Here is a 24,606-nt window from a genome sequence, read left to right on the forward strand (position 1 = left end):
CGATGCCGCTGGTCAACGTGATCCGGGGCGACCGGATCGAAGGCGCGCCGATCAACGTCCGCACGCCGTTCGTCCGCATCCCGATGTGGCTCGCCCTGTCCTGGTGGACGCTCAAGGCCCTCGGCCGCCTGGTCCTGGTCCTCGTGCGCTTCTGGTACCTGACCGCCCCGGCCGTCTTCTTCGCCTGGCTCTACCTCCGATACGGCTGGGCCGGTCCGGTCGGGTTCGTCGGCCTGGTCGCCGTCGTGTCGACCGGGTGGGCGTTCGGGCACCGGGCGTCGTGGCTGCGGTTCGGGTGGTGGCCGGTCCTGTCCCGCTACCGGCGGATGGTCTACCGCCGCAACTGGCACGCCGCGATGGTCACCGCGAAACTCGCCGTCTCGTTCGACTCCCACACCGTGCTGCCCGTCCTGCGCCGCGTGCGCTGCGCCTCCGGGGTGGACGTGGTGACGGTGCGGATGGTGACCGGGCAGATCCCGGACGACTTCGCCCGCGTCGCGGAACGCCTCGCCCACACGTTCGGGGTGCGGCAGGTCAAGGCGATGCCGGGGCCGCGTCCGGATGTGGTGCTGCTGCACCTGTTCCGCGGTGACCCCCTCGCCAAGCTCATCCGACCCTTGCCCGTCCCGGCGGTGCCGGAGTTCACCGCCCTGCCCGTGGGCCGTCAGGAAGACGGCGACGGCTACGAGCTGCGCCTGTTCGGCACCCAAGTTTTGGTGGTGGGTGCGACGGGTGCGGGGAAGGGCTCGGTGATCTGGTCCGTGGTCCGCTCCCTGGCCGCCGGGGTCACCTCCGGGCTGGTGCAGATCTGGGGCCTGGATCCGAAGGGCGGCATGGAGTTGGGGATGGGTGCGCCCATGTTCACCCGGTTCGCCCGCAAGGACTACGCCGCCATGGCGGAGCTAATCGAGGAAGCCGCATCGGTCGCGAAGGACCGGGCCGGGAAGCTCTACGGCCGGACCCGCCAGCACACCCCGACCCCGGACGAGCCGCTGATCGTCGTCGTCATTGACGAGCTGGCCAACCTGACCGCCTATCTGACCGACCGGCAGTTGAAGGACCGGATCAAGGCGGCGCTGTCGATCCTGCTGTCCCAGGGCCGCGCGGTGGGCGTGCACGTGGTCGCGGCGATTCAGGACCCGCGCAAGGAAGTGCTGCCGTTCCGGGACCTGTTCCCGACCCGCATCGGCCTCCGACTGGCTGAGGCCGCGCAGGTCGACCTGGTGCTCGGGGATGGGATGCGGGACCGGGGCGCGCTGTGTGACCGCATCCCGCAGTCCCTGCCCGGCGTGGGCTTCGTGGTGATCGACGGGAACCCGACGCCGATGCGGGTCCGGTTCTCGTTCCTGAGCGATGACGAGATCCGCGACATGGCGCAGACCTACGGCCGGCTGCGGGTCATCGACGGCGAGATCCTGGAGGGTGCCGCATGAAGCCGCATCCCACCGCCACCCGCGCCGACCGCGTCGAGGGCCTGGTCCTCGTCGTCATCCTGCTCATCGTCGCCGGCTTCGCCGGGGCCGCGTCGTTCACCCACGTCAAGGACTGGACCCTCGACAACTCACTCCCGGGCACGGGGGCGTGGTTCGGCTGGGCCAACGCTGTCATCTCCGAACTGGTGCCGGTCGCCGCCCTGCTCACCATCCGCCAGCGGCGCCGCACCGGCGGGCCGATCGGCTACCCGATGTTCCTACTCATCGCCGCCGTCGCCCTTTCCCTCGCGGCGCAGCTCGCCGTGGCAAAGCCGGGCCTGTCCGGATGGCTGCTTTCCGCCGTCCCGGCGTTGGCGTTCATCGGCCTGTCCAAGCTCGTCCTCACCACCGCACCCGCACCAGCCCCGGCCGCCGACCCCGCGCCTGCCCGTCCCGTCGATGAGCCCACCACTCAGGCCCGCCCGGTCGAGCACCCGGCCCCGGCCGCTCCCGTCGCCGCCCCCGCGCCGACCCTGCCTGAGCCCGTCGCCCTGGTCGACGTCGAGCCAACCCGGCCTGCCCCGGCTGTCCCGGTGGCTCCGGTGTCGCCGGCCGCCTTCACCCGCCGCAACGGTGTCCCGCTGATCGGAGAGGTGACCCGATGACCGACCACCTGCTCACCGGCCTGCTCCTGACCGCCGCCCTCGCCCTGTTCTCCTTCGATCAGTACCGCCTCTACGTCGTCCGGTACGAGTTGGCCGCTTTCCAGCGGGCCGCTGCCCGTGACCCGCTGACCGGGCTGGCCAACCGCACCGGTCTTGCCCAGGCGTGGGAGCAGCTCGCCCCGCACCGCCCGTGGGTCGCGGTGGTGGACCTGGACGGCTTCAAGCCGGTTAACGACACCCACGGCCACGCCGCCGGAGACCACGTCCTCACCGCCGTCGCCCACCGCCTGCGCACCGTCAACGGCATCCCGGCCCGCCTCGGCGGAGACGAATTCACCGCCCTGCTTCTCGACTCCGACCCGACCACCGCCGTCCGCCAGCTGGCCGCCGCCATCGCCGCACCCGTCCGCCTCCCGTCCGGCGTCACGGTCTCGGTGACCGCCAGCATCGGCCTCGCACCCGCCGGCCCGGATCTCGCCGCCGCGCTCGCGGACGCCGACGCCGCCATGTACCGAGCCAAGACCACCCGCACCGGGGTCGCTGTCTTCGACCGCCACCGCGACGACCACGCAACCGACACCCGCCCGACCGTCCGCGTCCGTGACCTGGTTACGGGGGTGGGCCGATGACGCTCACCCCGACGCTGCCCGGCCTCGAACCCGCCCCCGTGGTGGAGCCAAGGCCGGGCTCCCGGGCCGCCCGCATGCTCATGCCCCGCTCCGTCGACGTCGTGGCCGACCTCGCCGCCGACTACGGCGTCTGCACCCGCCCCGTCAGCCTGCGCCGCACCGACCTCGACTCCGGGCAGACCGAAGTCATCGACATGCCCTGCGGCGCCACCCAAGAGGCGAAGTGCCCGGCCTGCGCGACCCGTGCCCGCCGGCTGCGGCAGCAGCAGATCCGCGAGGGCTGGCACCGCGACGACGAACCCGACCCCGGACCGAAGCCGGCCACCGACGCGCAACGCGGCCTCATCGTCGCCCGCGCCCACCTGGAATTCGCCCGCGACGAAGCCGCCCGCGCCTCCCAATGGGACCAGGTCGCGGACCTGGACGACGCGATCGAAGAACTGGAGTCACAGATCACCACCGAAGGACTCCGGGGCCGCCCCGCCCCACCGCACGCCAGCGAGGACCAGGACGACGGCGACGGCAAGCGCCGCGTGCGCTCCACCAAACGGCGACAGGACGCTCCGGACCTGCCCCGCCTCCCGGTGGAGAACCGGACTGTGGGTCGGACCTTCGAGGGCCGTAACGGGACGGTGTTCCGGCCGTCGATGTTCCTCACCCTCACCCTCGGCTCCTACGGCCGGGTGCACTCCGACGGGACACCCGTCGACCCCGACGCCTACGACTACCGGCGGGCCGCCTGGGACGCCGTGCACTTCCCCCGGCTGCTCGATCGGTTCTGGCAGAACCTGCGCCGCGCCGTGGGCTGGAACGTCCAATACGCCGGAGCAGTCGAGCCGCAACGACGGCTCGCCCCGCACGCGCACTTCGCCATCCGAGGCACCATCCCCCGCGCCCTCGTTCGCCAGGTCGCCGCCGCCACCTACCACCAAGTCTGGTGGCCCTCCGTCGACCACCGCGTCTACGAACCGGGAAGGGCGCCGCAGTGGGACACCGACGCCGCCGGCTACACCGACCCGGGCTCGGGCCGGTTGCTGCCGTCGTGGGATGACGCCCTGGACCTGGTCGACGCCGACCCCAACGCCACCCCGGTGCACGTCGTCCGCTTCGGCATGCAGGTCGACGCCAAGGGCGTCCTCGCCGGGACCAAGGACGCCGACCGGTGCGTCGGCTACATCACGAAGTACCTGACGAAGCAGGCCGCCGACTGCCACGACGTGACGACCGGTCGGCAGAGGGCGCACCTGGAACGGCTGTGGCAGGAGTTGCGGCACACGCCGTGCTCTGAGCGGTGCGCGAACTGGCTGCTCTACGGCGTCCAGCCGAAGAAGGCGCGACCGGGGCTGCGGCCGGGCACCTGCAAGAACAAGGTCCACAAGCGCGACACCCTCGGCATCGGCGGGCGGCGCGTCCTTATCTCCCGACAGTGGTCCGGCAAGACGCTGACCGACCACCGGGCCGACCGCCGCGACTGGGTCAAGGCCCTGCTCGGCGTCACCACCGACGCCGACACCGCCGCACCCGGCAGCGAACACCGCCACGCCTGGGAACTCGCCCGCCCCACCGACCCGGACGTGCCGCCCCTCGGACACCGGGTCCTGCGCGCCATCTCAGAGCGCATCCAATGGCGCGCCCAACTCGACGCCGCCAGACGGGCCGCCGCTGACCCGCCCGACGTTTCGGCAACCACGACCACGGACACGACCGGGAAGGAGGCCACCGAGTGGAGAAGCTGCTGACCGTCAAGGAAGCCGCGGCTCGCCTCGGCACGACCGAGCGATTCCCCCGCCGGCTCATCGCCGAACGGCGCATCCGCTACGTCAAGCTCGGTGGTTCTCACGTCCGCATCCCCGAGAGCGCGCTGGCGGAGTTCGTCGCCTCCGGCGTGGTTGAGCCGGTCACCGTGTCCTGGTCGGGCGGGAAGGTGGTGGCCTGATGGGGCGCCGGTTCGGCATGATTCGCAAGCTGCCTTCCGGGCGGTTCCAAGCCTCGTTCGTGCCGCCTGGTGGTGGTGCTCGGCGGACTGCGCCGCACACCTTCAAAACGAAGACTGATGCCAACCGGTGGTTGACGCTTGTGGAGGCGGACATCTCGCGCGGCACCTGGTTGGACGATCGTGCGGCGTCGGAAGCGTTCGGCAACTACGCGCGGGCCATCCTGCGGGACAGTCCGAAGATCGGCGTTCGGTGGCGGGAGACGTGCGAGCGGAACCTGCGGCTGCACCTGGCACCCCTGGTTGAGGTGCCGCTTCGGGAACTCACCGCCAGCCGCGTCCGGGAGTGGCATGCTGCCGCGCTGCGGGGCAAGGGCGGGCGCACTTCCATCTCGCAGTCGTACCGCTTCCTGCGCATGGTCATGAACACCGCTGTGCGGGAGGGCATCATCGCCCGGAACCCGTGCCAGATTCCCGGGGCCGGGACGGTGCGCGTCGCTGAGCGGCCAGTCGCCACGCCCGCTCAGGTCGTCGCCCTGGTCGACGCCATCAACCCGCGTTACCGCACCGCTGTTCTCATCGCCGCGTGGTGCGGCCTGCGGCGCGGCGAGATCGCCGGCCTCCGCGTCTCAGACGTGGACCTGACCGAGCACACGATCACGGTTCGGAAGGCTCGCGTCGAACCGCTGCATGCTCTAGGGCAGGCGTTCGACAAGGATCCCAAGTCGGAGGCTGGAAAGCGGACGATCGCTATTCCGCCTCACGTCGTGCCGCTGGTTCGGCTGCACTTGGATCAGTACGCGGGCACGGATCGGCTGTTCGTGAGCCGCGACGGGACGCCGCTGCGGGGCAACACCTTGTATCAGGCGTTCGTCCGGGCGCGGAAGAAGGTCAGTCTCGATGATTTGACCTTCCACGACCTGCGGCACACCGGTCAGACCCTCGCCGCGCAGACTGGCGCGACCTTGGCCGACCTGATGAAGCGACTCGGGCACTCGTCCATGGCGGCAGCTCGCCGGTACCTGCACGCCGTCGACGGCCGTGACCGTGAGATCGCCAAGGCGCTGTCGGAACTCGCTGCGCACGGTGACGTTGCACGGCTACCTCGGCACATCACGATGCGGAACTAGTCGCACGTCGGTTGCACGGCGGTCCTCTGCGGCTCCCTGACCTGCGGATATGCAGGTGCCTGAAAATCGGAAGGTCGGCGGTTCGACCCCGCCCCTGGCCACATAGCCTTTCGCCGGGCTACAGAGGTCCCCACCAGCGGAAACGCAGGTGGGGATCTTGCTGTGTGCCCTCATCGGGCAGCTGTTGGCGTTGCCCCTGGCTGACCGCTCTTGGCCTCCGCTGGCCGCCGCCTGTCGCACCCAGATCGCATGCGCCCCCTCCCCACCCGGCGGGCCTCAGAGCTGTCTCCGCCGTGAGTCCCACCCAGCGTGGAGCGGCCCAGGGTCCGCTCGGGGCTGCCTGGGAGCGACCGCGCAACCGTCGACCACCGCACGGCTCGGACCCTGGTCTGCCTGCTCTCGAGCCTCGATCGGCGACGATGGGCGGCATGGCTCGGCGGATGAAACTGAAGACGTGCAACGACCTACCCGGGCAGGCAAGGTGACTCAGCGCTCGCAGCACCATCGGGGCCGGTGCCCCGTCTGTAAACGCCTCGTAGCCCTCACCGCTGACGGAAGAGTTGCGCGGCACAACGGCACCATTCGTGCCTACGCCCCGCCGGAGGAGTGCCCCGGGGGTGGACAGTCGGAGCTGGCTGCGCACGGGTGACGACGTGCGACTGCCCCGGCACATCACCATGCGCGGCTAGCGGCGGAGCAGCGCAAGCGATCCCGCCGCAGTCAGCAGTAGCAGCAGTGACACCGCGAACAGGGCGACTCCCACCGGGAAGGACATGGGATCCAGGCCACCCCGAGCAGGGCGAGTCTGACCGCGAAGGGCAGCGGGACGAGCGACGCGACCTGCTGGATGAGGAGGCCTGCGCCTACCAACGCAACACCGCCCCCGATGCAGACCGGCTGGGGACGCGACCCCGGCGTCGGACGCCCGATGTGAAGCCCTCTTCGGGGCAGCTGGCGAGCCACGGCGACGCGGACACCGACGATGAGCAACGCCAGGCTGATGACGCCCACCACCAAGCGGACAGCGACCAGCGCCGGTTCCTCGTCAGTCAGGCTCACGCGGCCTCGATTCCGGGCTGCCAAGATCCCTACGCCGCCGCCCTCCGCCCGGTGCTCGTCTCGGCGCTCGGCGAGTGATCTGGCTCACTGATGTCACAACCCGCCGGACCTGCGGTGTCTTGAGGCCGGACCTTGGGAACGAAGGAGAGAGCCATGGCTGGGAACATCGATGTCATCGTGGTCGGCGGCGGATACGCCGGTGTGATGGCGGCCAACCGCCTGACGCGGCGCGACGGCGTGACAGTGACCCTGATCAACCCGCGTCCGGTCTTTGTCGAGCGGATCCGCCTGCACCAGCTGGTCGGCGGTTCGGACGACGCGGTTGTGGACTACCGAAGGATCCTGGCGGGCGGCGTCGGGCTGGTGGTCGACACCGTGACCCGGATCGACACGTCCGGGCGTCGCGTGACCCTGGCGAGCGGCGGCACGCTCGGCTACGACTACCTGATCTACGCCGTGGGCAGCGGCAGCGCCGACCCGAGCGTGCCCGGCGCGGCAGAGCACGCCTACCCGATTTCCACGCTGGAGGAGGCGCGGCGGCTGCAGCCGGTCGTCGACACCGCGCCCGCATCGGCCACGGTGACGGTGGTGGGAGCCGGGCCGACCGGCCTTGAAACCGCTTCCGAGCTGGCGGAGCTGGGCCGGAAGGTGACCCTGGTGTGCGGAAGGGTGCTCGGGCCCTACCTGCATCCCCGGGCCCGACGTTCGGTGGCCGAGCGGCTCACCAGGCTCGGCGTGACCGTGATCGAGGGCCCCGGCGCGACGGTGACGGGCGTGACACGCGATGCCGTCCAACTCGCCGACGGCCGCGAGTTGGGTAGCGGCGTGACCATCTGGACCGCGGGATTCGGCGTGCCGGATCTGGCCGCTCGCAGCGGGCTGAGCACGGATGCCCTGGGGCGCCTGCTCACCGACGAGTCGCTCACGAGCGTGGACGACACACGCGTCGTCGCGGCCGGGGACTCGGCGGCACCGTCGAACCTGCCGGTGCGGATGAGCTGCCAGTCCGCGGTGCAGCTGGGTCCGCAGGCCGCCGAGACGGTGCTGAGCCGGATCGCCGGCGAGCAGCCCGCCGACTTCAACGTCGGGTTCTCCGGCCAGTGCATCAGCCTGGGGCGCCGCGCCGGAATGGTCCAGTACGCCAAGAAGAACGACATCGCGACCGGGGTGTTCTCGGTGGGCGGCCGGACCATGGCGATGCTCAAGGAGACCGTGTGCAGGAGCACCGTCTGGCAGATGGCGCACGAGGCGCGCAGACCCGGCTCGCTCAATCTCTGGTTCAAGGATCGCCAGCGCCAGGAGTTGCGGCGCGCCAAGGGCGGCGAGGCGCCGGCGGTCACCGGCCGGCGGGCTCAAGGATAGGTGCCGAGATGAGCGACCACGCCGGTGACCCGGCGACCGGGACCTTCGTCGCCCACCGAAACCTGCTCTTCACCGTCGCCTACGAGATCCTCGGGTCGGCGGCCGACGCGGAGGACGTGCTGCAGGAGACCTGGCTGCGGTGGGTCAAGGTCGAACTCGATCAGGTACGCGATCAGCGCGCCTACCTGATCCGGATCACCACCCGCCAGTCGCTGAACCGCCTGCGCACCCTGCAGCGGCGCAAGGAGGCGTATGTCGGTCCCTGGCTGCCCGAGCCGCTGCTCACCCCGCCGGACACCGCGGAGGATGTCGAGCTGGCCGAGAGTGTGTCGATGGCGATGATGCTCGTCCTCGAGACGCTCTCGCCGACCGAGCGCGCCGTCTTCGTGCTGCGCGAGGCGTTCGACGTCAGCTACGACGAGATCGCCGCCGCCGTCGGCAAGAGCCCGGCGGCCGTACGCCAGATCGCTCACCGCGCCCGCCGGCACGTCGATGCCCGCCGCCCCCGCACGGTGGTCTCCCCGAGCGAGAGGCGGGCGGCGTTGGAGGCGTTCCAGCGGGCGGTCGAGACCAGCGACCTGCGGGGCCTGCTCGACGTGCTCGCGCCCGACGTGGTCGTGGTCGGCGACGGCGGCGGCGTCAAACAGGCCGCCCTGCGGCCGATTGTCGGCGCGGAGAAGACTGTCCGCATGTTCTTCGGTTCCATGCGGAAGGTCGGAGGCACGCTCACCACCGAAGCGACCGTGATCAACGGCAATCCGGCACTGCTGTTTCGCCTGGACGGGGAGATCGACGGCGTCGCCGCGCTGCGGATCGAGGACGCTCGCGTCACCGGCATCTACTACGTCCGTAACCCGGAGAAGCTGTCCCGGATCGAGTCCGAAACCCCGCTCACCCTACGCTGAGCCGACGTTGAGCAGCTACGTCTGGTTGGAGGCCGGGTGGACAGGTTCATCGAACCCCTCGCCTGGTTGGCGGGGTTCTTCGCGTTCTTCCGCCTCAACCGGTGGTTGGTCGACCGCAAGGGCCTGGATCCCCGGCCCTACTTCGCGCCCAGCTGGTGGGGACCGATTGGCAGCCTGATCATCCTGCTCGCAGAGCCACGAGGCTGGCGGCGGCGCGCCTAGTTGCGCCACCTCCCGCCACGGCAACGCCACTGCGGCCAGAACGGCCAGCGGCTTGGCGCGAGCAAGCCGGTTTGACCCAGGAGGGCATCGGGAGCCTGGCCCGGAGAAGCGTCGCATCATGCTGTTCAGGCGCTATCATCGCTTCATGGCGATTGGTTGCGCACCTGGTCTCGAACCTGCGGTGGCGTTGTTCCGGTCCCTCGGTGACCCGACCCGGCTGGCGATCCTGCACCGGCTCGCGTCCGGGGAGGCGCGGGTGGTGGACCTGACCAACGAGCTGGGCCTGGCGCAGTCGACGGTGTCGAAGCACCTGGCCTGTCTTCGTGACTGCCGGCTGGTCGACTACCGGGTCGACGGTCGCCAGTCGTTCTACGCGCTGACCCGACCTGAGCTGCTCGACCTGCTGCGCTCGGCAGAGCAGGTCCTGGCGGCCACCGGTGAGGCCGTAGCCCTCTGCCCGGTCTACGGGACGCCGGCCGGCTCCGCGGCGGGGGCGACCGCGTGAGCACGTCCCTGCTGACTCCGGAGCGTCGGGCGGTGCTGTCCCGGCGCAGCCTGTGGTTGGCCTACGCCACCGCCGGCTACAACCTGATCGAGGGCCTGGTCGCCGTCGCCGCCGGGGCGGCGGCGTCCTCCACGGCTCTGATCGGCTTCGGCCTGGACTCGTTCGTCGAGGTGTCCAGCGCGGCCGTACTCATCTGGCAGTTCCGCTCCCGCGTGCCGGAGGACCGCGAGCGCCGGGCGCTACGGCTGATCGGCCTGTCGTTCTTCGCCCTGGCCGCCTGGGTGACCTTCGACGCCCTCCGCTCGCTTCTCGCTGGCGGCGACGCCGACGCCAGCCCCGCCGGCATCGCTCTGGCCGTGGCGTCGCTGATCGTGATGCCGCTGCTGGTGCGGGCCAAGCGGCGCACCGGCCGGGAGCTCGGCTCCGCCACCGTCATGGCCGACTCCACCCAGACGATGCTGTGCACCTACCTGTCCGCGGTGCTCCTCGTCGGCCTCGCCCTCAACGCCCTGTGGGGCTGGTCCTGGGCCGACCCGATCGCTGGGCTCGTCATCGCTGGCGTCGCGGTGCGGGAAGGCGTGGCGGCGTGGCGCGGCGAGCACTGCGACGACTGCGCACCGCTGCCGGTCTCCGACAACGCCACCGGCCAACCCTCGGGCTGCGCCGACGGCTGCTGCACCGACCGCAAGGCGTAGGAAGAGGATCGACTCCGGATCGGCGGCATGAGGTTTCTCCGGCGGCTGGAAGCCGCGACGCCGGCGGCATGGAGTGGATCAACCGGAGACGACCACCAGGTCACTGGTTTCGGCGTTGGCTGATCCCGCCCTGGATCGCCTCCCACACACTCCGGCCCACCTGTCGCAGGGTCTCGCTGGCCTGCTCGGCCAGCTGTGCGGCGCTCGGCGGCCCCTCGCCCGGCTCCTCCTGCGGTTCCCTGCCCGCTGCCGACTCCCCACCCGGACCGCCCCGACCCGGACCGCCCCGACCCGGACCGCCCCGACCCGGACCGCCCGGGCCGCCCTGACCCGGGCCACCACCGGGGCCGGGTGCGGTCGGACCGGTCGGACGCCCCTCGCCGGCCGGTTGACCCGTACCGCTCGGACGTCCGGCGGCCTGCTCCCGGAGCGTCCGGTCGGCGACGGCCCCGATCGCCCCGGTCCGCTGACCCAGTTCGTCGGTGGCACCGCCGCCCTCCGGCTCGCCCCGCTCGCCGGCCCCGCGGTCCGCTGCTCCGCCGCCGCGGCCACCCACGCCCTGGCCCACCCCGCCGGCAGTCTGGCCGGCCCCACCAACGGCCCGGCCGGCCGCCTCGCCACCAGGTCGGGTCGCCGCACCGCCGGCACGGGTCGCCTCCGTGACGCCCCTCGCCACCTCGCCGGCACCACGGGCGACGGACCCCGTGGCGCGGACCGCCTCGGCGGGAGCGCCGGAGAGCTGGCGGGCCGTCGCCGCGAGCTGGTCACCGATGACCTGCTGCGCGGCACGGTTCACGTCGTCGATGGAGGCGCTGGCCGTCCCCGACAGGATTTCGAGGATCTGCGGGTTGCGGTCGATCGTGGTCAGCGCGCGGTCGAGGATCTCCACCAGCTTCTCGAGGCGTACCTTGAGCAGCGCCTCCGCCTGCACACCGGTGATGTCCAGCTCGACCTTCCGCAGGTGGACGCGGACCCCGGCGTCGATCTGGAGCAGGTTGGCCAGTCGGGCGCGCAGGGAGAGGTCGGCGTCCAGCCCGTCCACCGCGAGGCGGATCGAGTCGACCGACACCTCCGGCACGTCGAGCAGGACGTCCGGCTCGGAGTCCGCGTCCGGCCGGGTCGTGTCCCGACGGGCCGGCTCGGCGCTCACCCGCCACCGGGTCGGCCCGTCGACGGGCCGGTCCGCGCCCCGCTCCTGCCTCTCGTCACTCATGCTCCCCGCTCCGCTCCACGCACCGGCTGCCAAGGACGGTCGGGCGCGCTTACCCGAATTCCGTCCGCCCATCCCGGCAGGAGACCGGTGTACGCAGCGGCGTCCCGGGGGTGTCCGGAACCGGGCAGCACCACTAAGTCGCACACCCGGGCATCAGCCGGTATGGTCCGGGCCTATGGGACAGGAGATGCCCGATCCGGCCGACATCCGGCAGTACGTCGAACGGTTCTCGCTCCGCAGCTCACTCCTCGTTCCCGCCTCCGACGAGCAGGCGTTCGGGGTGTTCACCGGCGCGATGACCGACTGGTGGGTGACGGAGTACACGTGGTCGGGGCCCGGTCTCCTCACCGAGCTGGGCATGGAACCCCGGGCCGGCGGCATGCTCTACGAGATCGGCCCGTACGGCTTCCGGAACGACTGGGGCCGCGTGCTGACCTGGGACCCGCCCCGGCGGCTCGTCTTCACCTGGCAGATCGGCGCGGACCGCGTCCCGGTCCCCGACCCCTCCCAGGCCAGCGAGGTCGAGGCGCTGTTCCAGCCGGACCCGTCCGGCGGCACCCGGGTGGAGCTGGAGCACCGGCACTTCGACCGGCACGGCACGGCGGCGGAGGGCTACCGCGAGGCACTCACCGCCGGCTGGCACGAGCTGCTCTCCCGCTACGCGAGCGTCGTCGCGAAGCGCGTCGCCGGCTGAGTATCGCCTCAGCGGCCGATACCCGGGCGAGGGCCGGTGCTGACACCGCGACCGCCGAGGTCGGCGCGGTGGCCGGCGGTGGCACCGGAGCGGAACCCGGTCCCGGCCAGCCGCCGCCTCGGGGCCGTACGAAGCCGCGGGTAGACCTCCGCGAGCCGGCGCTGCACCCGGTCGGAGCGGTCGGCCAGGACCAGCGCGACGGAGGGCTCACCCGAGTCGCTCGCCGCCGCCACCTCCGCCGCCCGCAACCGCTCCCCGATCACCTGCGCGAACCCGGCCAGCCAGGACCGCCGGAACGCGGCGGGGTGCTCGTCCGGCGGGACCGGGGTGCCGGCCAGGCCGTGCGCGGCCTGCACCAGCAGTGAGGTGAAGAGAAGGTCGACCCGTTCGAGGTCGCTCGCGAAGCCGAAGAGGTGCATCGCGAAGCCGCTGCCGTGCCGACGGCGTACGCAGCGGCAGCGCAGCGGATCGGCGACGGCCGCGAGCAGGCCCGCCTTGTCCCGGGCGTACGGGGCGACGACCTCGACCACCCGGTCGCCGACCGGGTCGGTGGCCGGGTCGCGGGCGGCCAGCAGCGCACGGTCGACGCCGTAGCGGGCGATCAGCTCGGTCGCCTTGGCCATGAACGCCGCCGACTCGGCGGGTGTGCAGGCCGGGTCCTCCGCCTTCGCCAGCAGCTTGCGGACCTTGCTCAGCATCGCCTCGGACATGTGCACAGGCCTATCACGGACGGCGGACGACGGACGAGGTGACGCGTCAACCCCGCGACGGCGGCACCGGCCGAGGTGTCGCGGCGCCCGCCCCCCGACGGGCGCCGCGCTACCCGGCGCGACTGCGAAGGGTGGCCACCGTCGACCCGGCCAGGGTGAGCAAACAGTCCGGCAGGAGCCCGTCGGCCGCCGCCGCGCCGAACAGCGCCGCGCCGGTGTCGGCGTCGGAGTTGGCGTACGCGCTCACGAAGCGCGCCACCCAGCGGGTGTCGTAGCCGGCCTCGTCGATGCCCGGGAAGTCGAGGGCGCAGGTGCCGGAACCGGTCGGCTGGCCCACCATCGTCGCGGCGAGACACCACGCGACCCCGTACGCGCCGGCCAGGCCCGACCGGTCGACGACGGCGTCGAAGGTGCCGCAGACCGCCTCCCCGTCGCCGGCCAGCGCCGAGCGGAGCACCGCTGCGGCGTCCTCCTGCGTCTGCTGTGGTGAATCGGTCACGCAGGGCACGGTAGGACGGGCCGTCAAGCGCCAGCCGGGCCGTAACTCTCCGTGAGCAAAGGGGCCTACCTGCGGATTGAGGCACGGCCACGGTCCCGCGGGAAAGCCGGGCACGCTAATCTGCGCAGCGGACCTTCGCGGAGGAAGGACGACCATGCTCATCTCACGCGCCTCGCGGGCAGCCACCCTGGCCGCCTGCGCGACGTTCCTGCTCGCCACCAGCGCCTGCGGGACCGACAAGCCCGAAGAGGGCAGCACCAACACCCAGGTGCGCCTCTACGGCACCGACGGCAACATGCTCAACTCCTACGCCGCAGAGCTGAAGGAGCGGGCCGGTCTGGTCGACGGTATGAAGGGCACCACCCCGCTGACGCCGCTGCCGGAGGACTTCAAGCGCCGGCTGCTGGCCGTCGACCCGAACCTGACGGACTTCCTCTACGCGGCGGAGGCGTACGACGCGGTGCTGATCAGCGCGCTCGCCGCGCAGCTGGCCGGTAGCACCGACCCGGCCGCCATCGCTAAGCAGATCGTCGGCGTCACGAACGGCGGGCAGCGCTGCGAGACGGCCGCCAGCTGCCTCGATCTGGCCCGCAAGGGGCAGGACATCGAGTACCGCAGCGTCTCCCTGACCCGGGCCGGCTTCACCGACGCCGGTGAGCCGTCCACGGCCAGCTACGCCACGCTGCACTTCGACGGGCAGCAGATCAACGACGGCAAGACCGAGTTCGTCGGGGCCGGCCTCGAGTCGGGGGCGAGCACCAAGGCTCCGCCGCGGCCGAAGAAGCAGGGCACCGGCGCGGCCGACCGCAACGACGGCTCCCCGCTGGTGCTGGGCGGTCTGCTGCCGAAGACCGGTGACCTCGCGATCGCCAACCCTCCGCTGTCCGCCGGAGCCGCGCTGGCCATCAAGGAGATCAACGCCGCCGGTGGCGCCCTGGGCGACCCGGTCACCTGGATCGACGGTGACGACGGCACCAACCCGGCGGTCGCCAAGGCCACCGTGGCCAGCCACGTCGAGGCCGGCGTACACGTCATCATCGGCGCGGGCGGCTCGGGCATCTCCCGGGAGGTGCTGCCGGACGTGGTGAAGGCCGGCCTGGTCCTGTTCTCCCCGTCGAACACCGACGCCAGCCTGACCGACCTGGACGACAAGGGTCTCTACTTCCGGACGGCCCCGCCGGACAGCCTCCAGGGTCGGGCGCTCGCCGACGTGATCATGCGGGACGGCCCGCAGAAGATCGCCATCGTGGCCCGTAAGGACTCCTACGGTGAGGGCCTGCAGGGCTTCGTCCGGGCCGAGCTGGAGAAGGCCGGCATCGGCGCGGACCGGCTGAAGCTGCTCACGTACGAGCCGCCGGAGGACGCGAAGGCCAAGCCGGTCGACTTCACGTCCGGCGCCCAGGAGATCAAGTCCTTCGGGGCCGACGCCGTCCTGATCATCGGCTTCGGTGAGTCGGCCGCGGTGATCCGTGCGCTCGCCGACGCGGGGGTGCAGCTGCGGCGTTGAGCCGCCGAACGGACCGAGACGGCCGCACCGGGTGAACCGGTGCGGCCGTCTCCGTGTCAGCGGTCGCGGCGGCGTTCCAGGAACTCGGTCATCCGCCGGTGCTTCTCCTCGTCCTCGAAGAGCACCGCCTGGCTGACCAGGTCCAGCTGCGGGTGGGCGGCGGCCGGCGCGTCCACCGCCAGTTTGGTGAGCCGCAGCGCCAGGGCGGAACCCTTCGCCATCTCGTCCAGCAGGCCGTGAGCCGTCGGCAGCAGGTCGGCCGGCTCGGCGACCACCCGGTTGACCAGTCCGATCCGCAGCGCCTCGTCGGCGTCCACCCGCCGGCCGGTGAAGAGCAGCTCCTTGGCCCGCGCCTCCCCGACCAGCGCCGGCAGGCGGTGGGTCGCACCGGCGCCGGCCAGGATCCCCAGCCGCACCTCCGGCTGCCCGAAGACCGCACGGGCCGTGCAGACCCGCAGGTCACACGCGTACGCCAGCTCGGCGCCCCCGCCCAGGGCCGGTCCGTCGACGGCGGCCACGGTCGGCATGGGCAGCGCCCGGATCCGGGCGAACACGGCGGAGTTGATCGCGGCCAGCGCGTCCAGGCGACCCCGCTCCCGGAGCTGCCCGATGTCGGCACCGCCGGCGAAGATGCCCTCCGCGCCGCCGGTGAGCAGCAGCAGCCGGGGGCGCGCCTCCAGCGCGGCGCACAACTCGTGCAGGCTCCGCACCAGGTCGGCGTCGATGGCGTTGCGCTTCTCCGGGCGGTCCAGCGTGGCGACCACCCGGTCGGCGTGCTCCTCGACGCGCAGCCCGGTCACGCCTTGGCCCCGTTCTCCCAGCGGTAGAAGCCCTGCCCGGACTTCTTGCCCAGCCTGCCGGCGGCCACCATCTCCACCAGCAGCGGCGGCGGCGCGAACCGGTCGCCGTACGCGGCCTGGAGGGTACGCGCGATGTCCAGCCGGACGTCCAGGCCGACCAGGTCGGTGAGTTCCAGCGGGCCGACCGGGTGCCGGTATCCGAGCACCATCGCCTTGTCGATGTCGGCCGGGCTCGCGACCCCGTCGGCGACCATCCGGATCGCCTCCAGCCCCAGCGTGACGCCGAGCCGGGAGGTGGCGAAACCGGGCATGTCGCGTACGACGACGGGGTCCTTGCCCAACCGGCCGGCGAGCGCGACGGCCGCGTCGGTGGTCTCCGGCGCGGTGGCCGGGCCGACCACGACCTCGAGCAGCGCCATCGCCCAGACCGGGTTGAAGAAGTGCAGGCCGAGGAAGCGGTCCGGGCTGGCCAGCCCGTCGGCCAGCTCGGCGATCGAGATGCTGGAGGTGTTGCTGCCGAGCAGCGCCGGGCGCAGCGCCTCGGCGTCACGCAGGACGGTCCGCTTGAGGTCGGTCCGCTCCGGTACGGCCTCCACGACGACGTCCGGCCCCTCCGCGACCTCGGCGAGCGCGCCGCGCAGGGTCATCCGCGACCGGTTCGTCGCCGCCTGCTCGGCGGTCAGCCTGCCGCGGCCCACCGCCCGGTCCCACAGCTCGCCCAGGCGGGCCACGGCGGCCTCGCCCCGCGCCCGGTCGACCTCGACCAGTTCCACCGCGTACCCGGCCCCGGCCGCCACGTACGCGATCCCGAGCCCCATCGTGCCGGCCCCGACGACGACACAGCGGTCGTTCATGACGCCTCCCTGCCTCGGGCGGCGCCACGGGGTTCGCCCGCGCCTCTCCGCCTGTTCGACTCGCTCATGCGGCCGACCCTATTAGGGCCTGCGTCGACGTCCCCGGCCGGCCCGCGCCGGCAGGCGTGGCGCCGGGACGGTCCGGGTACTTGTCGGGGCATCGATCGAAGGAGGACGACGAGATGAGCCAGTCACCGGAGACCACGGACGCCGTCGGCCCGGCGGAGACCGTCGAGACGCGCGGGGACGACCGGGTGGACCTGCTGCGCGCGGACACCAACAACGACGGCCGCACCGACGTGTGGGTGGTGGACACCGACGGGGACGGCAGGGCGGACCTGTTCCAGTTCGACACCGACGGCGACGGCACGGTCGACGTGACGATGGTCGACCTGGACGAGGACGGCACCCCGGACACGGTGGTCGACGGCGACGGCGGCCTGCCTCCCGAGCCGCTCCCCCCGACCGTCCAGGTGTGAGGACGCCGTCCTACCGCCCGCGCAGGCGGAGTGTCGCCAGGTAGTACGGGGCGTCCTGGTCGTCGACGTCGGTCAGGCGCCAGGGGCTGTCGTGGACCAGCGCGCCCAGTTCCTCGGCCGAGCACACCAGGTAGTCGAACCAGGGCGTTCCCAGTTCCCGGTAGCGCAGCCGCAGCCGGAGCTGCCCGCCGAGGCGGCCCCGGCGGCGGTTGCGCTCGTGGTATCCGGTGTGCACCGGGTCGCGGGTGCCGTACGGGTCGGTGCCGTGGGCGATGACCTGCGCGCCGGGGCGGGCGAGCGCGGCGAGCGCGGCGAGGAAGCCGGGTGCCCGCTCGCGCCCCTCGATCAGGCCGAGGTTGTTGCCGAGCAGCAGGAAGGTGTCGTAGCGCCGCCCGTCGGCGACGTGCGCGTCGACCGTCCCGTGCACCAGGTCGCGTACGCCCCGGCGGCGGCACACGTCGAGCGCGCCCGCCGAGGTGTCCAGTCCGGTCACCGGTAAGCCCCGCTCCTGGAGCAGCAGCGCGATGCGGCCCGCCCCGACACCCACGTCCAGGGTGGCGCCGCGGGCCCGGTCGACCGCCCGGTGGTCGTACGGCTGCCAGTGCTCCGGCCCCTCGAGGTAGTGCGCCGCCGGAGCACCGTTGACCAGGCCGTCGTCGCGTTCGATGATCTCGATGACCGGGCGGGGCAGTCGGCCGCCCACGAGCGGTCGGGGGCCGACCCCGGTCGCCACGGCGAGGGCGTCGCGCAGCAGTTCCCCGATCACGTCCCCGATGCGCGGCTCGCCGATCACACCCGTCACGTTAGGCGTGTCGCCCGGATCTTCGCCGGGCGGCCCGGGACGGCGATCCAGGAGACACGCCCAACCGCACCGTCGCGCGACCGCAGCGGCCGTATCCTGGCGGCGTGACCACGCTGGACCGCCTCGCGGCGGAGAAGTACATCCTGCTCACGACCTTCCGGAAGGACGGCCGGGAGGTGCCGACGCCGGTGTGGGCGGTCCGCGACGGCGATGCGCTGGCGGTGTGGACGGTGGCCGACTCGGGCAAGGTGAAGCGGATCCGCCGCAGCGGTGACGTGACGGTGGCGCCGTGCGATGTCCGCGGCCGGCCGCACGGGCCCTCGGTGCCCGGTCACGCCACGCTGTCCGATCCGGCCGGCACGCGCCGGGTCCGGGCGCTGATCAAGGAGAAGTACCGGCTGCTCGGCCGGCTCACGCTGCTCGGCAGCCGGCTGCGCCGGGGTGAGCAGGGGACGGTCGGCATCCGGGTCACCATCAAGGACTAGGTTCTCCGGCCGGTCGGTCGGCGGCGGGCCCCGGTGCGCTCGGGGAGCGGACGTCGGCCGACACGCGGAAGGGCGGCGGACCGATCGGTCCGCCGCCCTTCGCGCATCGTCTGGTTGACTGTCGGTGCTGGTCAGTCCCCCTGGCGCTGCTGCGGGATCTGCCCCTGCAGCAAGGCCCTGACCTCCGACTCCCGGTACCGACGGTGTCCGCCGAGGGTCCGGATGGCGCTCAGCTTGCCCGCCTTGGCCCACCGGGTCACCGTCTTCGGGTCGACACGGAACATCGACGCCACCTCGGCCGGCGTGAGCAGCGGCTCCGGTTCGTGCGTTCGCGATGCCATGGGTCACTCCTCCACATGTATAGACATCGGCCGGGGTCCCGCCGGCCGACGCGTCTCCCATGGTCCGGCTAGTCCCCGATGTCCGACATGGGCCGAACGGCCGAACGTCCCTAGACGGACGGATGAACCATGCCCGAATTATGCGACTTTTACACGGCAGAAAGTACCTTATTCGGACTCATGATCACGGTTCGTGATGCGTCAACTACGAAGGACCCTCGCGTAATCGTGCAATATGTCGCTAATTGCACCGCTCGAGAAGCTGTACCGCCCGCCAGCGCGCCACCAGCTTGTCGTACGCCGCCGACGCCTCCTCGGCCTCGCCCCGCGACAGCCCGCTGAGACCGGCCGCCACCAGCTCCGGCGAGTCGTCGGCGGCGAGCGTCTCGTCGGAGAGCAGCTCGACCAGCCCGCCGTAGTCCAGTTCCACCACCGACCGCGGGTGGAACTCCTCCAGCCAGCGGGCCGCCTCCTCCACGGCCTCGGTGATCGGCGCCGCACCGACGGACTTGCGCAGCACCGCCAGAGCGCGGGACGCGCGACGGCGGGCCTTGGAGATCTCCGTCCGGTAGCGCAGCGCCCGCCGGCCCGGCCGGGTCACGTGGTGTCGTTCCTCCGCGTCGAAGAGGACGAACCACCGCAGCGGCACCCCCCAGGTGGCGATCTGCTCGTGCACCCGGGGAACGCCGTGTTCCAGCACCCGCGCCCCGCTGCGCCAGTCGTCCACCACCGCCTTGGCCTGCCCGGCCAGCACCGGGGGCACGAAGGCGTCGGCCAGCACCGGCGGTACGCCGTCCCGCGCGCTCAGGGCCGCCTCCGCCACCCGGATGCGCAGGTTCCACGGGCAGACCAGCAGGGTGTCGTCGGTCTCCAGGACGTACGCCTCGTCGGGCAGGTCCGGCAGTCGCGTCCAGCCCGCGCCGAGCGCCTCGATCACCGACGTCCGCTGCCGTCCGGGGCCCTCCACCGGGGCCACGGCGCGTCCCTGCTCGACGTAGCGCCGCCAGTACGACTGACGGTCGCGATCAAAGGCGGTCAGCGGTTCGTACACGCGCAGGTATGAAGCGAAGAGCGACGGCACGGCGCGATCCTCCCACGAGTCGGACACGTAGCCCCGCCCGCACCGCACCGGACGCGCCACGGGCGACCACGGCCGGTCCCGGCCTGCGGACGCCACGCGCCGGGGACGGCGGGACGGCGTCGGCCGATACTAGGCTCAGCGGCACCGGCAGCATCCCGCCGGCGTCCACAGGTCCGCGGCCCACAAGGCCGCACCCCACACCAGGAGCGAGTCATGGGCGTATTCGCCACCACCGACGACCCGGGGTCGACCGGCCACGAACAGGTCGTGTTCTGCCAGGACAAGCAGACCGGCCTCAAGGCGATCATCGGCATCTACTCCACCGCGCTGGGCCCGGCGCTCGGCGGCACCCGGTTCTACCCGTACGCGAGTGAGGAGGCCGCCCTCGCCGACGTGCTCGACCTGTCCCGCGGCATGGCGTACAAGAACGCCCTCGCCGGTCTGGACCTGGGCGGCGGCAAGGCGGTCATCTGGGGTGACCCGGAGCAGGTCAAGAGCGAGGCGCTGCTGCGCGCGTACGGCCGCTTCGTCGAGTCGCTCGGCGGCCGCTACTACACCGCCTGCGACGTCGGCACCTACGTCGCCGACATGGACGTGGTCGCCCGCGAGACCCGGTACGTCACCGGCCGCAGCGTCGAGCACGGCGGCGCGGGTGACTCCTCGGTCCTCACCGCCTGGGGCGTCTTCCAGGGCATGCGCGCCGCCGCCGAGCACGTCTGGGGTGCGCCGACGCTGCACGGGAAGCGGGTCGGCGTGGCCGGCCTGGGCAAGGTCGGCAAGTACCTGGTCGGCCACCTGGTCGACGACGGCGCCGAGGTGGTGGCGACCGACGTCAACCCGAAGGCCCTGGAGTGGGCCCGCACGACCTACCCGCAGGTGACGCTGGCCGACGACGCCGCCGCGCTCGTCGCCGCCGACATCGACGTGTACGCCCCGTGCGCGCTGGGCGGCGCCCTGAACGACGACACGGTGCCGGTACTGCGTGCCAAGGTGGTCGCCGGCGCGGCCAACAACCAGCTCGCCCACCCGGGCATCGAGAAGGTCCTCGCCGACCGCGGCATCCTGTACGCGCCCGACTACGTGGTCAACGCCGGCGGGGTGATCCAGGTCGCCGACGAGATCGAGGGCTTCAACTTCGAGCGGGCCAAGCTGCGGGCCACGAAGATCTACGACACCACGCGGGAGATCCTCCAGCTCGCCGACGCCGAGGGCGTGCCGCCGGCGGTGGCGGCGGACCGGCTGGCCGAGCGCCGGATGGCGGAGGTCGGCCGGCTGCGGACGATCCACCTGCCCTGACCCGGGTCCCGGGGGCGGCGCCAGCCGGTTCCGCCCCCGGCCTCCCGAACCCTGCCGCCGCCGTTAAGCTCTATTCGAGGCGAATTGTCCGGTGTCACGGGCGCACACGCGATCGGTCCTTACCGGGTACACTGTGTGACGGCTGGACCACCGCGACGCGCGGAGCCGGTCGACGGTAACCCGAGGTGCCGAACGACGGCATCCCCATGTACCGTAAGAGCCACGAGAGATGCCTGACGTCATCGGGGCCCGCCTTCGGGCTGCCCCGCATTCTGTGCGAGGGGGTCGAGCCATGGGGCGCGGCCGTGCTAAGGCCAAGCAGACAAAGGTGGCCCGGGAGTTGAAGTACCACTCCCCGAACACCGACCTCGCCGCCTTGCAGCGAGAACTCGGCGGCAGCCGCAAGTCGGACCACGACTTCGACGACGACTACAAAGAGTATGTCGACGACGATGACGAGGACCACGCGGACGACGACCCGGAGTCCTGGGTCCGTCCCACCCGCTGACCCCCGGTCGCAACTGAGCACGCGGTAAGCCCCGCGTGCTCACGTATGTGCCCGTTCGGCAGCGGCGTCCCGACTGAAAGCCCAGGGGCCGGCCGGACCCCGTCCGGCCGGCCCCTGGCTCGGCGGCCGCCCGTGTTCAGCGCGGGCGGTTGTTCCAGTTGTAGAAGGTCGGGATGTTCTCGAAGTGGTTCCAGGCGCAGACCGCACTGGCGCCGTCGCCACCCGCCACCTCCGCACGTAGTCGACGCGCGACCTCGGCCTCCTGGAGCAACGCGGACAGGCCCGGGCCCGCCGCGCGGACGCGGTCGGCGACCTCCTCCAGGGCGACCCCCGTCGCTCGCTCAGGCTGCCGGTGACCGGTGGTCTCTGGCATGCTCCAACACTCCCTCCAGTAGGCGGATCTTGCTGTTGCGGCAGTGTTCGGTCTCCGTACCGTCAAAACGCCCCAGTTCGAAGTAGCGATTGGCGGCGTGACCGCCGCCACAGAATCCGAAGTACGGGCAGGACGTCCGGCAGGCCTCCACACCGGTGAGGAACTCGCCGACCCAGGGCGTCCCCTCGGCGCCGGCGAGGATCTCCGCCAGCGACGTGACCAGCACGTTGCCACTGCTGAAGTCGCCGTACCGGGGATCGGTGAAGCCGGCCAGCTCGGGCGACAGGACGGTCACCGACCCGTCGTGGCCGACGGTGGGGATCGGGTCCAGCCGGCGGGGCAGCAGATCGTCGGCGGTGCCGTCGAGCACCGCGGCGGCGTACCGCAGCGACCACTCGACCTCGCGCAGATGGATCCGCGGGTCCCGGCGCCAGGCCGCCACCAGTTCCGCCCAGAACGCGGTCACCGCCGCGGGATCGTGGCTGTTGTCCCGCGTGTTGACGCCCTCGGTCTCCTCGATGTTGACGCCCAGCACCTCGGGGCCGAGGTCGAGGAAGTAGTCGTACAGCTCGGTGGCGAGACCGGGCTCCGGGCGGCCCACCACGGCCAGCGCCGAGAAGGGCAGCCCGTGCCGGCGCAGTGCCTCCACACCGCGCACGATCCGGTCGTACGCCGGCCGCCCGCCCCGGCCGACCCGGTCACCGTTGCGCTCCCGCGGCCCGTCCACGCTGACGCTCACCCGGACCCGGTGCTCGGCGAAGAACCGGCACCAGTCGTCGTCGATCAGCGTCGCGTTGGTCTGGACGTGGTGCTCGACCTCCGGCCCGAACGGTGCGATCAGCGCTGCGAGGTGCTCCCGGCCGGCAGCGAGGGGCTCACCGCCGTGCCACACCACCGAGAACCGGCCGGCCCGCGCCCACGGGTTGACCGACGCCGCCACCGCCTCCGCCACCGGAACCGGCATGCGCCGGTCGACCGCCCGGAACGGCAGGTAGCAGTACGCGCAGTCGAGGTTGCAGAGGGTGGTGGGCTGCATCACGACGTACGTCGGGACGGTGGCCAGGCCACGCATCCCGCCGATCGACCGTCCCCGAGCAGCCATCGCCCTCCTCTGCCGCGCCTGAGGAGCTGTCCAGGCACAGGCGTGCCCGGCAGCGTTGAGGGTGCCCTTCAGGCTAGGCGGCGATGGCCACTCGGGTGAAGCCCTGATCAGGTGCCCGTACGATCACCAGAGCGTGATCATCCGCGGGTGTGCTGCCCGATCATCTGGACGTTGCCGGAGCCCTCGATGATCTCGCCGGCCTGCCAGGCGTCGACCCCGCGCCCGGTGAGGGTGGCCAGCGCGCGGTCCGCGTCCTCGGCCGAGACGATCGCGAACATGCCGACGCCCATGTTGAACGTCGCTTCCATCTCCGGGTCCTCGATCCGGCCCTTGGACTGCACCAGGTCGAAGATCGGCTGCGGCTTCCACGTGGAGCGGTTGACCACCGCGTCGACGTGCTCCGGCAGGATCCGGACCAGGTTGCCCGGGATGCCGCCGCCGGTGACGTGCGCGAGGGCCCGCACCTCCGCCTCGGCGATCAGCTTCAGGCAGTCCTGCGCGTAGATCTTCGTCGGGGTCAGCAGCTCCTCGCCGAGCGTGCGCTGGCGGCCGAAGTCCTCGATGACCACGTCGAGCCGCATCCGGCCGGCGCCGAGCAGGACGTGCCGGACCAGCGAGTACCCGTTGGAGTGCAGGCCGGACGACCGCATCGCGATCACGACGTCGCCCACCTCGACCCGCTCCGAGCTGAGGATCTCGCTCTCCTCCACCACGCCGACGCCGGTGGCGGAGATGTCGTACTCGTCCGGGCGGAGCACGCCCGGGTGCTCGGCGGTCTCGCCGCCCAGCAGCGCGCAGCCCGCGTACCGGCAGCCGTCGGCGATGCCGGCGCCGATCTCGGCGACCTTGTCCGGGACGACCTCGCCGGTGGCGATGTAGTCCAGCAGGAACAGCGGCTCGGCGCCGCAGGCCACCAGGTCGTCCACCACCATCGCGACCAGGTCGATGCCGACCGTGTCGTGGATGTCCATCTGCTGCGCGATGACCAGCTTGGTGCCCACGCCGTCGGTGGACGAGGCGAGGATCGGGTTCTTGTACTTCTGCGTGTCCAGCCGGAACAGGCCGGCGAAGCCGCCCAGGTCACCCATCACCTCGGGCCGCCGGGTCTGCTTGACCTTGGACTTCAGCAGCTCAACCGCCCGGTCACCCGCCTCGATCGAGACCCCGGCGTCCGCGTACGAGACCGCGCGTTTGCGCGCCGGGCGGCCGGTGCCGGCCGTCCAGGGCTGGCGGTCGCCGCCAGCGCCGGTCGGGCTGCTTCCTGCGCCGCTGCGCTCGGACACGTGCGTCACGGTTCTCCCCTTTGGTGGTTCCGATGCGGACCGGCGCCGGCCGGGCCGCACCC

28 protein-coding genes are annotated in these 24,606 nt (G+C 72.2%); 17 read left to right on the forward strand and 11 right to left on the reverse strand.

Annotated features, from left to right (window positions below; genetic code table 11):
* Positions 1-2: 2 nt before the first annotated feature.
* The 11 genes from ACN26Y_RS06505 to ACN26Y_RS06555 all read left to right on the forward strand — a co-directional run bounded on the left by ACN26Y_RS06505 (position 3) and on the right by ACN26Y_RS06555 (position 10,517).
* Positions 3-1,433, forward strand: coding sequence for a cell division protein FtsK (locus tag ACN26Y_RS06505; RefSeq protein WP_422734471.1), 1,431 nt, complete (start codon positions 3-5; stop codon positions 1,431-1,433).
* Positions 1,430-2,077: a DUF2637 domain-containing protein gene (locus tag ACN26Y_RS06510; RefSeq protein ID WP_422734472.1), complete on the forward strand. Its 648-nt coding sequence runs from the start codon at positions 1,430-1,432 to the stop codon at positions 2,075-2,077. The genes ACN26Y_RS06505 and ACN26Y_RS06510 overlap by 4 nt, the downstream gene beginning before the upstream one ends.
* Positions 2,074-2,706: a GGDEF domain-containing protein gene (locus tag ACN26Y_RS06515; RefSeq protein WP_422734473.1), complete on the forward strand. Its 633-nt coding sequence runs from the start codon at positions 2,074-2,076 to the stop codon at positions 2,704-2,706. Before ACN26Y_RS06510 ends, ACN26Y_RS06515 begins: the two co-directional genes overlap by 4 nt.
* The gene (locus ACN26Y_RS06520) at positions 2,703-4,445 is read left to right on the forward strand and encodes a replication initiator (protein ID WP_422734474.1); all 1,743 of its coding nucleotides are present in this window, start codon (positions 2,703-2,705) and stop codon (positions 4,443-4,445) included. The genes ACN26Y_RS06515 and ACN26Y_RS06520 overlap by 4 nt, the downstream gene beginning before the upstream one ends.
* Positions 4,430-4,642: an excisionase family DNA-binding protein gene (locus tag ACN26Y_RS06525; RefSeq protein WP_422734475.1), complete on the forward strand. Its 213-nt coding sequence runs from the start codon at positions 4,430-4,432 to the stop codon at positions 4,640-4,642. Before ACN26Y_RS06520 ends, ACN26Y_RS06525 begins: the two co-directional genes overlap by 16 nt.
* Entirely contained in the window at positions 4,642-5,769 is a 1,128-nt protein-coding gene (locus tag ACN26Y_RS06530; RefSeq protein ID WP_422734476.1) for a tyrosine-type recombinase/integrase, read from the forward strand. The genes ACN26Y_RS06525 and ACN26Y_RS06530 overlap by 1 nt, the downstream gene beginning before the upstream one ends.
* Positions 5,770-6,981: 1,212 nt before the next feature.
* Positions 6,982-8,190: an NAD(P)/FAD-dependent oxidoreductase gene (locus ACN26Y_RS06535; protein ID WP_155329413.1), complete on the forward strand. Its 1,209-nt coding sequence runs from the start codon at positions 6,982-6,984 to the stop codon at positions 8,188-8,190.
* A gap of 8 nt (positions 8,191-8,198) precedes the next feature.
* The gene (locus ACN26Y_RS06540; protein ID WP_422734477.1) at positions 8,199-9,095 is read left to right on the forward strand and encodes an RNA polymerase sigma-70 factor; all 897 of its coding nucleotides are present in this window, start codon (positions 8,199-8,201) and stop codon (positions 9,093-9,095) included.
* A gap of 36 nt (positions 9,096-9,131) precedes the next feature.
* Complete coding sequence (locus ACN26Y_RS06545; protein WP_422734478.1) at positions 9,132-9,317, forward strand: hypothetical protein; 186 nt, start codon at positions 9,132-9,134, stop codon at positions 9,315-9,317.
* Positions 9,318-9,462: 145 nt separating this feature from the next.
* Entirely contained in the window at positions 9,463-9,822 is a 360-nt protein-coding gene (locus ACN26Y_RS06550) for an ArsR/SmtB family transcription factor (protein ID WP_155329415.1), read from the forward strand.
* On the forward strand, positions 9,819-10,517 hold the full coding sequence (locus tag ACN26Y_RS06555) for a cation diffusion facilitator family transporter (protein WP_155329416.1): 699 nt from the start codon (positions 9,819-9,821) through the stop codon (positions 10,515-10,517). Before ACN26Y_RS06550 ends, ACN26Y_RS06555 begins: the two co-directional genes overlap by 4 nt.
* Before the next feature lie 100 nt (positions 10,518-10,617).
* On the opposite strand, the gene ACN26Y_RS06560 is transcribed toward ACN26Y_RS06555, so the two are convergent.
* A complete protein-coding gene (locus tag ACN26Y_RS06560) occupies positions 10,618-11,730 on the reverse strand; it encodes a hypothetical protein (protein ID WP_422734479.1) in 1,113 nt (370 codons plus the stop codon).
* Positions 11,731-11,905: 175 nt separating this feature from the next.
* Here ACN26Y_RS06560 and ACN26Y_RS06565 point away from each other — a divergent pair, with 175 nt between their 5' ends.
* Entirely contained in the window at positions 11,906-12,424 is a 519-nt protein-coding gene (locus ACN26Y_RS06565; protein ID WP_155329417.1) for an SRPBCC family protein, read from the forward strand.
* 8 nt (positions 12,425-12,432) lie between these two features.
* Here ACN26Y_RS06565 and ACN26Y_RS06570 read toward each other — a convergent pair whose 3' ends face one another.
* Positions 12,433-13,134, reverse strand: a complete 702-nt coding sequence (locus tag ACN26Y_RS06570) for a DUF2786 domain-containing protein (RefSeq protein WP_422734480.1) — start codon at positions 13,132-13,134, stop codon at positions 12,433-12,435.
* 109 nt (positions 13,135-13,243) lie between these two features.
* Positions 13,244-13,633 (reverse strand): hypothetical protein, encoded by a 390-nt coding sequence (locus ACN26Y_RS06575; RefSeq protein ID WP_155329419.1) that lies wholly within the window; start codon positions 13,631-13,633, stop codon positions 13,244-13,246.
* A gap of 154 nt (positions 13,634-13,787) precedes the next feature.
* Here ACN26Y_RS06575 and ACN26Y_RS06580 point away from each other — a divergent pair, with 154 nt between their 5' ends.
* Positions 13,788-15,140: an ABC transporter substrate-binding protein gene (locus ACN26Y_RS06580; RefSeq protein ID WP_155329420.1), complete on the forward strand. Its 1,353-nt coding sequence runs from the start codon at positions 13,788-13,790 to the stop codon at positions 15,138-15,140.
* 56 nt (positions 15,141-15,196) lie between these two features.
* Here the strand turns inward: ACN26Y_RS06580 and ACN26Y_RS06585 are convergent, their stop codons facing one another.
* Positions 15,197-15,940, reverse strand: a complete 744-nt coding sequence (locus ACN26Y_RS06585; RefSeq protein ID WP_155329421.1) for an enoyl-CoA hydratase/isomerase family protein — start codon at positions 15,938-15,940, stop codon at positions 15,197-15,199.
* The gene (locus ACN26Y_RS06590; protein WP_155329422.1) at positions 15,937-16,794 is read right to left on the reverse strand and encodes a 3-hydroxyacyl-CoA dehydrogenase family protein; all 858 of its coding nucleotides are present in this window, start codon (positions 16,792-16,794) and stop codon (positions 15,937-15,939) included. The genes ACN26Y_RS06585 and ACN26Y_RS06590 overlap by 4 nt, the downstream gene beginning before the upstream one ends.
* A gap of 182 nt (positions 16,795-16,976) precedes the next feature.
* On the opposite strand from ACN26Y_RS06590, the gene ACN26Y_RS06595 reads away from it, so the two are divergent.
* A complete protein-coding gene (locus ACN26Y_RS06595; protein ID WP_155329423.1) occupies positions 16,977-17,273 on the forward strand; it encodes a hypothetical protein in 297 nt (98 codons plus the stop codon).
* 10 nt (positions 17,274-17,283) lie between these two features.
* On the opposite strand, the gene ACN26Y_RS06600 is transcribed toward ACN26Y_RS06595, so the two are convergent.
* On the reverse strand, positions 17,284-18,066 hold the full coding sequence (locus tag ACN26Y_RS06600; protein WP_155329424.1) for a class I SAM-dependent methyltransferase: 783 nt from the start codon (positions 18,064-18,066) through the stop codon (positions 17,284-17,286).
* 113 nt (positions 18,067-18,179) lie between these two features.
* On the opposite strand from ACN26Y_RS06600, the gene ACN26Y_RS06605 reads away from it, so the two are divergent.
* Positions 18,180-18,560 (forward strand): PPOX class F420-dependent oxidoreductase, encoded by a 381-nt coding sequence (locus ACN26Y_RS06605; RefSeq protein ID WP_155329425.1) that lies wholly within the window; start codon positions 18,180-18,182, stop codon positions 18,558-18,560.
* 131 nt (positions 18,561-18,691) lie between these two features.
* On the opposite strand, the gene ACN26Y_RS06610 is transcribed toward ACN26Y_RS06605, so the two are convergent.
* Complete coding sequence (locus ACN26Y_RS06610) at positions 18,692-18,901, reverse strand: BldC family transcriptional regulator (protein ID WP_007073996.1); 210 nt, start codon at positions 18,899-18,901, stop codon at positions 18,692-18,694.
* A 241-nt stretch (positions 18,902-19,142) separates the two neighbouring features.
* A complete protein-coding gene (locus ACN26Y_RS06615; protein WP_155329426.1) occupies positions 19,143-19,982 on the reverse strand; it encodes a hypothetical protein in 840 nt (279 codons plus the stop codon).
* 213 nt (positions 19,983-20,195) lie between these two features.
* On the opposite strand from ACN26Y_RS06615, the gene ACN26Y_RS06620 reads away from it, so the two are divergent.
* Both ACN26Y_RS06620 and ACN26Y_RS06625 read left to right on the forward strand, forming a co-directional pair.
* Positions 20,196-21,278, forward strand: a complete 1,083-nt coding sequence (locus ACN26Y_RS06620; RefSeq protein WP_155329427.1) for a Glu/Leu/Phe/Val family dehydrogenase — start codon at positions 20,196-20,198, stop codon at positions 21,276-21,278.
* A gap of 292 nt (positions 21,279-21,570) precedes the next feature.
* Positions 21,571-21,786, forward strand: coding sequence for a DUF3073 domain-containing protein (locus ACN26Y_RS06625; protein ID WP_155329428.1), 216 nt, complete (start codon positions 21,571-21,573; stop codon positions 21,784-21,786).
* A 136-nt stretch (positions 21,787-21,922) separates the two neighbouring features.
* Here the strand turns inward: ACN26Y_RS06625 and amcA are convergent, their stop codons facing one another.
* The 3 genes from amcA to purM form a co-directional block, all read right to left on the reverse strand.
* Positions 21,923-22,159, reverse strand: coding sequence for a multiple cyclophane-containing RiPP AmcA (gene amcA, locus ACN26Y_RS06630; protein WP_366603336.1), 237 nt, complete (start codon positions 22,157-22,159; stop codon positions 21,923-21,925).
* Entirely contained in the window at positions 22,128-23,231 is a 1,104-nt protein-coding gene (gene amcB / locus ACN26Y_RS06635; RefSeq protein ID WP_422734906.1) for a cyclophane-forming radical SAM peptide maturase AmcB, read from the reverse strand. The genes amcA and amcB overlap by 32 nt, the downstream gene beginning before the upstream one ends.
* Positions 23,232-23,398: 167 nt before the next feature.
* A complete protein-coding gene (purM, locus tag ACN26Y_RS06640; protein ID WP_155329431.1) occupies positions 23,399-24,553 on the reverse strand; it encodes a phosphoribosylformylglycinamidine cyclo-ligase in 1,155 nt (384 codons plus the stop codon).
* Positions 24,554-24,606: the final 53 nt, after the last annotated feature.

The organism is Micromonospora sp. WMMD558 (assembly GCF_049315255.1).
GTDB lineage: Bacteria > Actinomycetota > Actinomycetes > Mycobacteriales > Micromonosporaceae > Micromonospora.

Excerpts from the sequence above, each read along its gene's own strand:
- ACN26Y_RS06505 (WP_422734471.1), top strand. The coding sequence starts at position 3 with ATGCCGCTGGTCAACGTGATCCGGGGCGACCGGATCGAAGGCGCGCCG.
- ACN26Y_RS06510 (WP_422734472.1), top strand. The coding sequence starts at position 1,430 with ATGAAGCCGCATCCCACCGCCACCCGCGCCGACCGCGTCGAGGGCCTG.
- ACN26Y_RS06515 (WP_422734473.1), top strand. The coding sequence starts at position 2,074 with ATGACCGACCACCTGCTCACCGGCCTGCTCCTGACCGCCGCCCTCGCC.
- ACN26Y_RS06520 (WP_422734474.1), top strand. The coding sequence starts at position 2,703 with ATGACGCTCACCCCGACGCTGCCCGGCCTCGAACCCGCCCCCGTGGTG.
- ACN26Y_RS06530 (WP_422734476.1), top strand. The coding sequence starts at position 4,642 with ATGGGGCGCCGGTTCGGCATGATTCGCAAGCTGCCTTCCGGGCGGTTC.
- ACN26Y_RS06535 (WP_155329413.1), top strand. The coding sequence starts at position 6,982 with ATGGCTGGGAACATCGATGTCATCGTGGTCGGCGGCGGATACGCCGGT.
- ACN26Y_RS06540 (WP_422734477.1), top strand. The coding sequence starts at position 8,199 with ATGAGCGACCACGCCGGTGACCCGGCGACCGGGACCTTCGTCGCCCAC.
- ACN26Y_RS06550 (WP_155329415.1), top strand. The coding sequence starts at position 9,463 with ATGGCGATTGGTTGCGCACCTGGTCTCGAACCTGCGGTGGCGTTGTTC.
- ACN26Y_RS06560 (WP_422734479.1), bottom strand. The coding sequence starts at position 11,730 with ATGAGTGACGAGAGGCAGGAGCGGGGCGCGGACCGGCCCGTCGACGGG.
- ACN26Y_RS06565 (WP_155329417.1), top strand. The coding sequence starts at position 11,906 with ATGGGACAGGAGATGCCCGATCCGGCCGACATCCGGCAGTACGTCGAA.
- ACN26Y_RS06570 (WP_422734480.1), bottom strand. The coding sequence starts at position 13,134 with ATGTCCGAGGCGATGCTGAGCAAGGTCCGCAAGCTGCTGGCGAAGGCG.
- ACN26Y_RS06580 (WP_155329420.1), top strand. The coding sequence starts at position 13,788 with ATGCTCATCTCACGCGCCTCGCGGGCAGCCACCCTGGCCGCCTGCGCG.
- ACN26Y_RS06590 (WP_155329422.1), bottom strand. The coding sequence starts at position 16,794 with ATGAACGACCGCTGTGTCGTCGTCGGGGCCGGCACGATGGGGCTCGGG.
- ACN26Y_RS06595 (WP_155329423.1), top strand. The coding sequence starts at position 16,977 with ATGAGCCAGTCACCGGAGACCACGGACGCCGTCGGCCCGGCGGAGACC.
- ACN26Y_RS06610 (WP_007073996.1), bottom strand. The coding sequence starts at position 18,901 with ATGGCATCGCGAACGCACGAACCGGAGCCGCTGCTCACGCCGGCCGAG.
- ACN26Y_RS06620 (WP_155329427.1), top strand. The coding sequence starts at position 20,196 with ATGGGCGTATTCGCCACCACCGACGACCCGGGGTCGACCGGCCACGAA.
- ACN26Y_RS06625 (WP_155329428.1), top strand. The coding sequence starts at position 21,571 with ATGGGGCGCGGCCGTGCTAAGGCCAAGCAGACAAAGGTGGCCCGGGAG.
- amcA (WP_366603336.1), bottom strand. The coding sequence starts at position 22,159 with ATGCCAGAGACCACCGGTCACCGGCAGCCTGAGCGAGCGACGGGGGTC.
- amcB (WP_422734906.1), bottom strand. The coding sequence starts at position 23,231 with ATGCGTGGCCTGGCCACCGTCCCGACGTACGTCGTGATGCAGCCCACC.